Source organism: Bacillus sp. MRMR6, assembly GCF_001940785.1.
Lineage (GTDB): Bacteria > Bacillota > Bacilli > Bacillales > Cytobacillaceae > Neobacillus.
In genome coordinates this window covers 80,013-91,893 of record NZ_MSLS01000005.1, presented here as the reverse complement: position 1 = coordinate 91,893, position 11,881 = coordinate 80,013, and the positions used below count along the sequence as shown (strand labels likewise).

Below are 11,881 nucleotides of genomic sequence, written 5' to 3'. Positions count from 1 at the left end.
AGAAGCCTTATGAAAAGTACTGTCATTTAAACAAAAAAAATAATCCACCCTTGAGTTCGCGCCTCAGGTGGATTATCCCTACCTAGCCGGATCCCCTTCAGAGGGAACCTACTATTGCTGGACCGGACATGTTACAGCATGTTCGGTCTTTTTTAAAATTATGCAATTCTTAGTAATATTATAACCGATAATCGTGTAAAAGAAACAATTAAAATGACTCAAAAGATAATGATACTCGTAACATGCTGTTACTTTTTCTGTAAAACACCTTTTTTTACTAGATTAACAAGGGTCCCCTTATTTTTATACCGATTATAGGCAATCAATCTATTTAAATCTTTAATCGTTAACTCCGATGGGGCTATCGCCAATTCATATTCATTCCTTACCTTTTCGATTAAGGAACATGCATATTCAATTTGTTTATCGGTTAAGGAGGGATAAGCATGGGGACGGTTCTTAAAGCGGACAATCGGAAGTATTGCGCGTAAAAAGGCACAACTAGTGTAATGAGCTAGTTGTGCCTTAGATGTTTTTTGGAAGAAAATCCATACGCAAAATTTTTGATTGCCAGAGAAGAATGAAGTCGCGGCCCTGGCTTATGATCTAAAATAATTTGATTTAGCCAAAAATAAATTTTTATTCGCAGAAGGTTTTTTGTCATTTACGTCGTATTATGGGGATTCAATTGATCAACCATATTCTATACATTTTTATACGAGTGCTCGGAACTATTATACAGTATAATTACTTAAATATCATTTGAATTTTCTTTTAGAGCCATCGCATAGCGATTTCGTTCTTCTCCTGCTACCTTGAAAATACTAAAAAAGCAGGAGAACGTCAGCGTGCATTTTTCATTGATATAATTCTGAAAATTATGTATATTTTAACTATAATACACTCTGATTTGAACTTTCTAATGGAATGGTGACCTCATCTAGTATATACATAAAGAATGTTACGGGTAAACTGGGGGGATTGCATGGATTATCACCTTTTAAAGTCGGTTAAAAAGTTTGATGAATTTTATAAAATAGATAAGAGTATTCGAAAAAATTGGGAGCGCTTTCAGATGGGAGGACTAAACGTTGAAAGCGTGAGAGATGAAATCATTCATTCATGGAACCGTAGTAAGCAAAATGGGATTAATCCTTTCGAGCGGACAAAATCCCCCTCTATGGTCTTACATTTATTAAATGAAAAAAGGGACAAGAATCGAATTCTACTAGATGCTGCAGTCCCGATATTACAAGATTTCTTTCAACGAAACTCAGATTTAGTTTGGGACCTTGTCGATCCTGAAGGAACTGTACTTGAAACGATAGCGAATTCAAGATATATGCAGGAAGCGGAAAATATTAATTGTGTACCAGGTCAGAACTTTAGTGAGGCTTCGATTGGGACGAATGCAACTGGTATTGCGTTGATGGAAAAAAAGACGATTCAAGTTTTCGCTGCAGAACATTTTGTCCAAGAGCTACAGCCCTATGTGGATACTGCATCGCCTATTAGGGACCCGTTTACTGGGCAGTTAGTGGGCATTCTTCATATGACTTCTGACAAAAATGTTGTTTTAGCACATGACATTTCATTGATTGAAATGAAGAAGAATCAAATTGAACATGGAATTGGTACAAGAATAGTCGATGAAAATATCTTTATTTTTAAGAATTTATTCGAATCAATCCAAGAGCCATATATCCTCTTTGATAATAAAGGGACAATATTGCGCTGTAATGAAGCAGCACAGTATGTCCTCCTTGCACAGGTAGGAAGGTCTTTATTCGATGTGCTTGGGATATCTTCGATTGAGAATAAATGGGATAAAAATCTGTTGTTAGGGATGCAGGAACTTTTACGAATGAAAGACGGGAGCGAGTGGAAGATTGAATTTCTACCCTATAAAAGGGAGGGAACTGTTCAAGGAGGAATGGCCATCTTCCAAAAAAACCGCTCGATCCAGCCTATTATTAATAAACCTAAAAAACCTACTAGATATGAATTTTCAGATATTTTAACCCAAGAACCATCCATGTACAAAGTCTTGCAATTATCTAAGAAAGCGGCCTTTAGTGAGAAAACGATCCTATTAATTGGTGAATCAGGTACTGGTAAGGAACTGTTTGCCCAGTCGATCCATGCCTATGGGCCGAACAATACGAAACCTTTTGTTGAGGTGAATTGCGGAGCTATCCCTAAAGAACTTATTGCAAGTGAGCTTTTTGGTTATGAGGGTGGGGCCTTTACAGGAGCGAAGTCCAAAGGTCATAAAGGGAAGTTTTTATTAGCAGATCAAGGTACAATCTTTCTAGATGAAATTGGTGACCTTCCCCTTGAAGTACAAGTTTATCTCCTTCGTGTTTTGGAAGAGCGAACAGTTCTGCCGATAGGAGGGGATCGTCCCATTCGGATTGATGTTCGTGTGATTGCAGCTACTCATAAGGATTTAGAATTAGAAGTAAAGGAAGGCAGATTTCGAGAAGATTTATTTCACCGCTTAAACGTGATTCCAATTAGAATTCCTGCATTAAGAGAGCGAAAAGGAGACATTCCACAATTAACACGTTTTTTCCTTGATCAATATAAAGAGGGGCTGGAGCCGCAAAAATTGGAACCAGAAGTCATGGAAGTTCTTTTAAGATATCCATGGCCAGGTAATGTTCGGCAGCTAAAGAATATGATTCAGCGGATGATCTTTACATCAAATGGGCTAAGTATTCGAATGGACGATCTTCCAAACGAGCTGGAACTTGAGCGGAATAGATCAGATAAAGAATTCACTCCAGCTCAGTTGAATAACAATAATCAATGTGAAAGTACCAATTACTTGAAGAATCAAATTGATAAAGACCTTTTAATTCAAACACTAAAAGAAACGAATGGAAATATATCTGAGACGGCACGAATTCTTCAAACCTCACGCGTAACGATCTATAAAAAAATAAAAAAATATCAATTATCATAGCTTGAAGTGACATAGTGTAAACGTTTACAACTTGTAAATGCCAAGTTTACAACCTTTACAATGTTTACATGATTTCATTGAAAGTATGGGGTTTACACCTACACATGAAAACCAGGTAGAAAGGGTTCAATCGAACCCTTTACCTGGTTTTTTTTATTTTTCAATCATCACTTTTCTTTTTAAAAAAGTTGGCACAGTTTTTGCATGTATGTAAATAGGTGATTCATTCACTAGGTTTTAGATTCAATCATTTGAAAGGGTGATGGAGAGTGAAACAAGCAAAATGGGGAAAACCCGCAGCGACTGAAGTAGGTGGCCTATGGAGGGAGAAAGTCAGGGAGCTGGTAAACAAAAGGACAGAGGAACTTTTAGAAGTTCATAATGACTGGAATACCATTGTTAACCTTCGCACAATGGATCTTATCACAACAGAGGATTTAAAGAGAATAGATGAAGAGATCCTCTCTTCAGGACGGCGTTATGATTGGTCCGCTCAGATTTCCCGTAAAGAAGAACCCCATAAATATAAAAACTAAGGAGGCATTCATATATGAACAAAGTTGGAATTGAAATTGGAAGAGGAGACAATGTAAATAAATTTCCGCAACGAGTAAAAGGAACAGTACGCAAAATCTCAACAACAGAAAAAGTAATGGAATATTTATTAAACGGAGTACCTGAATCGACAATTGCTCTCATTGACGACTCTGGCGGGACATTGACAGCTCCCATTCTTGAGGACTTTACAGGGATCATTTGTTTAGGCGGTACAACCCGTTCTCATTTAGGCATTTTATCACGTGATTACGGAATTCCGTGTTTAATGAATGTTGAGCTTAATGGTGCTGATTTTGAAGACGGGGATGAGGTAGAAGTGGAATATGATTGTCTGCCACCAAGTGACGAAGACCATTACCAACAAAAAGAACGCAAAGCAAGAATCTGGAAGTTAAAATAAGGGAGGGCTACTAATGAGCAAATGGAGAATCGAAGAACACGAGTTAGATGAACTGAATTATTTACTACAGAAGAATTCTGATGTGACGTATTGGCAGTGTGTAACTCGTACTGTACAGGAGTCTAAGTTATTTCCAGTACCAAGTTATATGTTATTAAGCTATCTAAACGCTTATTATAAATGGCCGGACCTATTAAGAGAAATTGCAAAAGAACGTACACCAGAGGAACTCGGTTCAAGAGCACGTGAGTTATCGACCCGCCCTACGACATTGCTTGGAAACTGGAGTATTCCAAACTTTTATTTAGTCGGGCGTGAAATGCTCATTAATCATGATTTAATCCGGCCTGAAGATAATCTTGAAGATTTGAAGTTTATACTAGATTTTTGGAAGCGCTTTAGTCTAGCCTATCATCGTAATAACGGACACCTCGTCAATATGGAGGCAACAAACCGGAGTAAAACACTTCCAGAACGTACCCTTCAGGTCTTTGATGCAGACCTTTATGATGTCGAACCAGGTGACGAACTTCATTCAGCAGCCTCTAGATTAATTGCAACCTTAAATCAATATACGTTTCTTGCCAACTGCGAATGTCGTGTGGGGATTAATAATGATGGGCCATACAACATGGGCGAAGGGCGAGAAATGATTATCCGTGAATTTGTAGATTTAGCAGAAGGTGATTATCCTTGGTTGGATGATCTTGCTGCTGACATGCCTTATAACAACCTGATTATTCCCATTGTGACAGAAGGAATTCATTTCCATATTGTGGATGGCTGGGGAAGCTTTGAAGCAAAACCTGAATATACTTCGGCCAGTATTCGCCGAGTTGGCCTCTATACATCAGATTACCTTAGTGAACGTTATATCCCAGTCAGCATGGGCAGCCGTCAAGAATTACTGCAAAGCATGAAAGATATTAATAAGTTGGTAAAACAAATGATCGCAAAACTATGGATAAAAATTTCCACTTGGTCACGAGACCAAATGATGGATGCTGGTGCGTTAGTGTATTACTCCTCCATCAAAGATTTAGCCCATATGGCTGGAACCTATCGGCAAGAAGACTGGTTTACGATTGATCCTCGTGCCGAGCGATTTCGTCCCATGTTAAATGATGAAGTCGGCCGTGATCTCCTAGGAGAGATGGTCGGTATACTTTCTCTTCCATACCAAAGTCGTGATGAGTACCATATGTCAGCTTATTCAAATTCTTCAAACGAAATGTTTAGTCCTGTTCCATATTCCATTTTGGAAAATCATGATTACAGTCTTCGTGTCAATGAAGCTGGAGTAAAAATGGGAGAGGGTGTGACCCATCTTCCGCCAAAGACGGGGTTATATACAACGTCAGCCGGCAAATTCAGCTTAGATGAATTGAATGAAAAAGCAAGGAATTTCACGCCAAAAATGCTCGATAAAAAATGGCGATATAAAGATGACCAATGGGTGAAATTTAACTGGAATACGTCTGAAGCTGACGAGTTATATAAAATCACTCAAGAAGGTTCTAGAAACCTTGAAGGAAAGGGAGCAAAACTGAAGAGAGCGGATATTGAAAAGATTCGACAAGAGCAGGGCGGTGTCATTTCTAAATGAGTTTAACACAGGAAGATGTCGCTAAAATACTAGAATTAATTAAAAACTCTCCTTATGATGAAATGAAACTTGAAATGGGAGATTTAAAGTTAGTACTGAATAAACAAGGTACACAATCCAGCACAGAATTTAAGTCAAACTCTGTCACAACAGTGCTTGAACGATTAGAGGAACAGGACCAGACGGTTCCTCAAACTGACACCATTGTCGCAAAAGAAACAGTAGATAGTTCGGTGGAAGAGAACGCAACGGCCATTCCAGCACCAAGTGCCGGTTTATTCTACCGTGCACCATCACCTGGTTCCCCGCCATTCGTGGAAGTAGGTTCGATGGTTTCTCCAGGCGATGAACTAGGAATTGTTGAGATTATGAAGTTATTCATCTCAGTTAAAGCAGAAATAAAAGGTAGGGTTGTGAAGATCTGTGCGGAGAATGAGCAGCAGATCAACACGGGGCAAACTTTATTCTACATTCAACCGGAGTAGAGTACGAGTATAAGTTGAAGGGGTGAGAATTATTCGTGAAGTCAAATTTGTTGATCAAACGATTCGCGACGGCCAGCAAAGTTTATGGGGGATGAGAATGCGCGGTGGAATGATTTTGCCTATTGCTCCCACAATTGCCCGTGCCGGTTATGATGTAGTCGATTATGTGGGCAGTTCGATGTTCGAATGTCTTGTTCGTTATTGTCAGGAAGATCCTTGGGAAGGTTTGCGCCGCGTCGTTAAGCAAATGCCAGATACCATCATAAGGGGAGGTACACGAAGTAACGGGATGGTTTCGTTCAAACCTGCCCCTGATTCGGTCATGGATTTGTGGGTTAAAACACTTTGTGTAAATGGGATTCGAAGTTTTTGGATTTACGATAACCTATACAATTGGGACAAAATTTCGCGGTTAACGAAGGTGGCAAAAGAACATGATGCAGAAGTTGTTGTAGCCATCATGTATTCCCTTAGCCCGATTTATACCGATGAATATTTTGCTGAAAAGGCTCGCGAAATTGCAAAAATCCCAGGTGTGGACGGCATTTATTTAGAGGATGCAGATGGTGTTTTGACACCAGAACGTGTCCAAACTTTAATCCCTGCCATACGCAAGAATGCTAGTGAATTAAAATTAGAGTTTCATATGCATAATACAACAGGAATTGCTCCGCTCTGTTACCTAGAGGCGGTAAAACTCGGTGTAGATCGGGTCCACACAGCCAGTCGACCTCTAGCAAACGGTCCTTCTCTACCGTCTACGGAAATTATTTCTAAAAACCTGCGCTATTTAGGTTATCAAGACAGTTTAGATAATGAGGCATTGGCCGATATTTCTAGTCATTTTACGCATATTGCAAATAGCGCTGGTCTTCCTACAGGGGTCCCGCAGGAATATGATTTAGCTCATTATGATCATCAACTGCCAGGGGGCATGACAGGAACACTGCTGAATCAATTGCGTGCACAAAATATGGAACATCGCTTCTCAGATATACTAGATGAGATTGCTCTTATTCGTAAAGAATTAGGTTATCCCGTCATGGCAACTCCTTTCTCGCAAATCATCGGTGCTCAAGCTGTTATCAATATTATCCAAGGTGAGCGTTATCAATTGATTTCAGACGAATTGATTCAATATGTATTAGGTCATTATGGACCAATCCAAGGAACAATTAATCAGAACATCTTGGATAAGATCCTAAGTTCACCAAGGGCGAGGGATTTTAAAAATTGGGAATTGGAACAGCCATCGATTGAGCAATTAAGGCGTAAACTTGGCATCCATTTAACTGATGAAGAATTATTACTTCGATATTTTATTCCAAAAGAAATGGTGGATAAAGCGTTATCGACTCCCTTTGAAACAAACTATTCAAATGGAGCGAAGCCAGTCACTACCTTGATCGCAGAATTAGCAAAACAGAATTATTCCTATATTCATTTGATTAAGGGTGATTTTAAGTTAACGATGCAAAGTCATTAGAGATTAACAGAATGGGAGGCCCCGATACGTTCGCACCTAAGACGAGAGAGAATGAATGGGAACCTCCCTAAATTCTTTTAGTAAGGAGGATTTTATGAAGGTAGGAACATTAATTCGACGTGCAGCACAAAGATACCGACATCTTCCAGCATTGATTATGGAGGATAGGACCTTTAGTTTTCTTGAACTCGATGAACGATCAAACCGCTTAGCCAATGCCTTGCTTGGAATAGGGTTGAAACCTGGAGACCGTGTAGCGGTACTGTTTTCGAATCAACCTGAGTCTGTTGAGGTGTATTTTGCCCTTGCGAAAGCAGGTCTTATTCGGACGCCGCTGAATTATCGGGAAACAACGGAAGATCATGTCTATAAAATAAATGATTCAGGTTCGATTGCACTACTCTTCGGCAAGGGGTTCTCAGACGAAGTTTTCAGTATTCAAGAAGCACTTTCTGAGATGAAGGTGATAATTGGTCCAGAGCGAGTGGGACCATTTGTAAGAGACTATGAAAGTATTCTGGCACAAGCCTCTTCGACTGCACCTCCAGAACCAACTTCTAGCTTTTATCGATTAGGCTACACAGGGGGGACAACTGGGCGGCCTAAAGGAGTCATGCTTAGCCATGAAAACGAGTTTTCACAGATTAATAGTTTTTTAATGGAATTATTGCCGGTTAAACAAGGTGATATCATGCTCCATTCAGCACCGATTGCCCATGGAAGTGGAGCTTTTGTACTTCCACATTTCCTTCGTGGTGCAACCAACTTGATTTTGCCAAAGTTTGATCCTGAGAGGTTCAGTCATATGGTAGAAAAAGAGAGAGTCACAACCACATTTCTAGTTCCGACTATGATTGGTTCTCTCCTAGAATCACAATTAGAAAAGTATGATTTAAGCTCGTTAAAGTCAGTTGTCTATTCCGCCGCTCCGATGCCAGTGGAACGGTTAAAGGAAGCGATTACCCGCATGGGGCCAATCTTTGCTCAAACTTACGGGCAGACAGAGGCACCTATTGCGATTACTCGGTTGTTAAAAGAAGAACACTCAATGGCATATGAAGGCAGGCTTTCTTCTGCTGGAAGAGAGTATTTATACATGCAAGTATCAATAGTGGATGAGAACGGGAACCATCTGCCTCCTGGAGAAATTGGTGAAGTAATCGCTCGTGGGCCGCAAGTCATGTTAGGGTACTGGCAGCGACCTGAGGAAACGGCGAAGACCATTCGAAATGGCTGGCTACATACGGGTGATATGGGATACCTGGATAATGAAGGCTATCTATTTCTTGTTGATCGAATGAAGGATCTCATTATCTCTGGAGGATATAATATTTATCCGCGGGAGGTAGAAGAAGTTCTTTATCAGCATCCGGCGATACTGGAAGCTGCCGTTATCGGTGTACCTCATGAAAAATGGGGCGAATCGGTTAAGGCTGTAGTCGTGACAAGACCCAGCCATAGCCTTAGTGAAAAGGAAATCATTCACTACTGTAAACAAAAGATTGCCCATTTTAAGTGCCCAAAATCGGTTGACTTTATTTCCACCTTACCCAAAAGTGCCGTAGGAAAAATATTGCGAAGAGAAATTCGTTCTCCTTATTGGCAAGAAAAAGAAAATAAATTGGTTTAAATCCTTTTGAAAAAATAAACGTTTGGCGGTGATTCATTTGATAAATGACTCTTTTGCACTTCTAAATTGTATTGATTTAAAGGTGGTCGCTCGTGTAGAGGTCATTTCAGAGGTGTTGGAGAAATCGATTCAGGAAATTGAGCAACAGGTAAAAGAACTTACGCAGGAAGGTCTTCTTTTGGAGACACGGAAAGGTGTCATGTTAACCCAAGAGGGACGGTCAAGATTAAAAGGAGAATATGATGAACGTTATCACGCCTTACGAAATACAGACCATATTTTACAACTTCACAGCAGATTTGACGTTGTGAACGCGGAATTCCTAGAAGCAAGTTCGGATTGGCAACAAATGAAGGTAGCTGGACGCAGCATTCCGAATGACCACAGCGATCCGGATTATGACGCTGAGGTCATCGCTAGAATGGTCCAAACCGTTGAGACTTTGGAACAGATTCTTAATCAATTAACACCTCATATCCCGAGATATACTACCTATGCAAAAAGGTTTAATGCTGCACTAGATCAAGTCGATGATCTAAATTATCAATATTTACTTGATCCAAAGGTTGACTCTCTTCATACGATTTGGTTTGAATTCCACGAAGACCTGTTGAAGGTGTTAGGGAGGGGACGTAGGTAAATGACAAAATATGTTTACGCTATTCAGGAAGGCTCGGCGAAAATGAATGACCTGTTGGGAGGAAAGGGCGCGCATTTGTCTGAAATGGCCGCAATGAATCTGCCTGTTCCTCCTGCGTTTGTTATTACAACGGAAGCCTGTCGCGAATATCTTCTCACAGGTCATTTATCTGATCATCTTTGGAATCAAATCCTTGAACACCTTAACGCCTTAGAGCAGGATAGTAAGTGCTCATTTGAAAACCTTGAACATCCACTGATTGTATCCGTTCGCTCTAGTGGTCCTATTAGTATGCCAGGGATGATGGATACGATATTAAATCTAGGCCTGAATCCTACCATTGCCCAGGTCATGTATCAACAGGAACTTTCGATCGATTTGACCAGTAGATTTCTAGAAATGTTCATCCATTCTGTTCACGGTCTTAAACAAGGAGTCCACATTCAATCAGGAATGACGGTTCTTCAACTGTGGGAAGAGACTGAACGAAAAATAGGACTGCATATCCCGAGAACACCGATTGACCAATTAAAAATGGCTATAGAAGCCGTTTTTCGTTCATGGGGGTCTCGAAGGGCCAGAACCTATCGAAAACACCGAAATATTCCTGAAGATCTAGGGACGGCGGTAGTGGTCCAAAAAATGGTGTTTGGTAATCGCGATCAACATTCTGGAACAGGGGTATTCTTTTCACGAAATCCGCTCTCTGGGGAGCGGGAATTATATGGCGACTATTTAATCGGAGCCCAAGGGGAGGATATTGTATCGGGGCAATCCACACCTGCTCCGTTGTCTTCTCTAGCATTAACGGACCTATCACTCTATGAAAATTTGAAAAATATCAGTAATCGATTAGAGAAACACTACCGTGACATCCAGGATATTGAATTTACAGTTGAGTCAGGAAACTTGTATATATTACAAACACGAACAGCCAAGCGAACCGCAGAAGCGGCCGTAAAGATTGCTGTAGATATGGTACAGGAGGGGATTATCTCCCCGAACGAAGCCTTGCTGAGGGTAACACCTAATCAAGTATTACAGCTCTATGCACCAAAGTTTGATGGCGATAAAAAAGAAAAGGCGATCACAGATGCACGCTTGTTGGGCATCGGTACACCAGCATGCCCTGGTTCTGCAACAGGGGTCATTGTTTTTGATTCAGAAAGAGGTGTGACTCTTTCTGAGGAAGGAAAGAATGTGATATTGGTAAGACCGGAAACTAGCCCGCATGATATTGATGGGATGCTATCGGCCGTTGGGTTACTGACTACTCAGGGCGGATCGGCTAGTCATGCCGCAGTTGTGGCCAGAGAATTGGATAAACCATGTGTGGTCGGATTCCAAGAAGGAGTCTTCTCCGACGACCTGAAAAGCATTACGATTGGAGAACAGGTCTTTTATGAAGGAGATACGATTTCAGTCGACGGAACCACAGGTGAGGTCATAAGGGGAGAATTACCATTCGCCATCTCACATCAAATCCAACAACTTGAACAACTTCTCTCATGGGCAGACGAGCAGATTAAGGGAAACCTCTATGCCATCACGGCTACAGATGAGCAGGTCCGTATCTCTAAAAATTCAGGAGTGGAAAGGTTTATCATCCCGCTTCAATCACACCACGACCATTCACAGCACTTAAAAGAAGCCATCAAGCCTGTACAAAGAATTGCTTATGAAGAAGAAATTTGGAAAACATTAGAGAATGGTCCCACTTGGATTTCTGTAGATACACCACGATTACTTCTTACCCTACAGGAGGCTGTACTGAACGAAAACTGCAGCGGTTTGGTGTATGACCTCCACCGACTTAAGTTCCTTTTAGATGGTTGTGCCGAGGATGACTTTATTCCCTATGAAACTCTTGATGAAGAAGGGTTAGTACCTCTATTATCGGAAAGTTTTAAAAGAATCCGCAGCCTTCACCCAGATCTCCCAATTATTCTTTATGGTGAATCAGTTTTATCTCAGAAAGGCTATGAATTAGCGAACCAATATCATTTGTCGATCGCTGCACCGCCAAATCGAATTCAAGAAATTCGATTAGAATGGGCCCATATTAATCTAGCTAATCAGGAACAGCCGGTTTAGGCTAACTTGTAAAA

Annotated in this window: 9 protein-coding genes; all 9 read left to right on the top strand. The window is 40.6% G+C overall.

Going from position 1 to position 11,881, the window contains the following annotated elements; translation table 11 throughout:
- The first annotated feature begins 985 nt into the window (after window positions 1-985).
- On the top strand, window positions 986-2,968 hold the full coding sequence (locus BTR25_RS07490; RefSeq protein WP_075687448.1) for a sigma-54-dependent Fis family transcriptional regulator: 1,983 nt from the start codon (window positions 986-988) through the stop codon (window positions 2,966-2,968).
- Window positions 2,969-3,237: 269 nt separating this feature from the next.
- Complete coding sequence (locus tag BTR25_RS07485) at window positions 3,238-3,504, top strand: hypothetical protein (protein WP_075687447.1); 267 nt, start codon at window positions 3,238-3,240, stop codon at window positions 3,502-3,504.
- 14 nt (window positions 3,505-3,518) lie between these two features.
- Window positions 3,519-3,926: a PEP-utilizing enzyme gene (locus BTR25_RS07480; protein WP_075687446.1), complete on the top strand. Its 408-nt coding sequence runs from the start codon at window positions 3,519-3,521 to the stop codon at window positions 3,924-3,926.
- 13 nt (window positions 3,927-3,939) lie between these two features.
- Window positions 3,940-5,532 (top strand): hypothetical protein, encoded by a 1,593-nt coding sequence (locus BTR25_RS07475; protein WP_075687445.1) that lies wholly within the window; start codon window positions 3,940-3,942, stop codon window positions 5,530-5,532.
- The gene (locus tag BTR25_RS07470) at window positions 5,529-6,017 is read left to right on the top strand and encodes an acetyl-CoA carboxylase biotin carboxyl carrier protein (protein WP_075687444.1); all 489 of its coding nucleotides are present in this window, start codon (window positions 5,529-5,531) and stop codon (window positions 6,015-6,017) included. Before BTR25_RS07475 ends, BTR25_RS07470 begins: the two co-directional genes overlap by 4 nt.
- Before the next feature lie 22 nt (window positions 6,018-6,039).
- Window positions 6,040-7,503, top strand: a complete 1,464-nt coding sequence (locus tag BTR25_RS07465; RefSeq protein ID WP_075687443.1) for a hypothetical protein — start codon at window positions 6,040-6,042, stop codon at window positions 7,501-7,503.
- A 94-nt stretch (window positions 7,504-7,597) separates the two neighbouring features.
- Entirely contained in the window at window positions 7,598-9,133 is a 1,536-nt protein-coding gene (locus tag BTR25_RS07460) for an acyl-CoA synthetase (protein WP_075687442.1), read from the top strand.
- Window positions 9,134-9,170: 37 nt separating this feature from the next.
- Window positions 9,171-9,773, top strand: coding sequence for a hypothetical protein (locus tag BTR25_RS07455; RefSeq protein ID WP_075687441.1), 603 nt, complete (start codon window positions 9,171-9,173; stop codon window positions 9,771-9,773).
- Window positions 9,774-11,867 (top strand): pyruvate, phosphate dikinase, encoded by a 2,094-nt coding sequence (locus tag BTR25_RS07450; protein ID WP_075687440.1) that lies wholly within the window; start codon window positions 9,774-9,776, stop codon window positions 11,865-11,867.
- Window positions 11,868-11,881 lie beyond the last annotated feature (14 nt).

Bases quoted from the DNA above. Each gene is read 5' to 3' on its own strand.
- BTR25_RS07490 (WP_075687448.1), top strand. From the start codon at position 986: ATGGATTATCACCTTTTAAAGTCGGTTAAAAAGTTTGATGAATTTTAT.
- BTR25_RS07480 (WP_075687446.1), top strand. From the start codon at position 3,519: ATGAACAAAGTTGGAATTGAAATTGGAAGAGGAGACAATGTAAATAAA.
- BTR25_RS07475 (WP_075687445.1), top strand. From the start codon at position 3,940: ATGAGCAAATGGAGAATCGAAGAACACGAGTTAGATGAACTGAATTAT.
- BTR25_RS07470 (WP_075687444.1), top strand. From the start codon at position 5,529: ATGAGTTTAACACAGGAAGATGTCGCTAAAATACTAGAATTAATTAAA.
- BTR25_RS07460 (WP_075687442.1), top strand. From the start codon at position 7,598: ATGAAGGTAGGAACATTAATTCGACGTGCAGCACAAAGATACCGACAT.
- BTR25_RS07450 (WP_075687440.1), top strand. From the start codon at position 9,774: ATGACAAAATATGTTTACGCTATTCAGGAAGGCTCGGCGAAAATGAAT.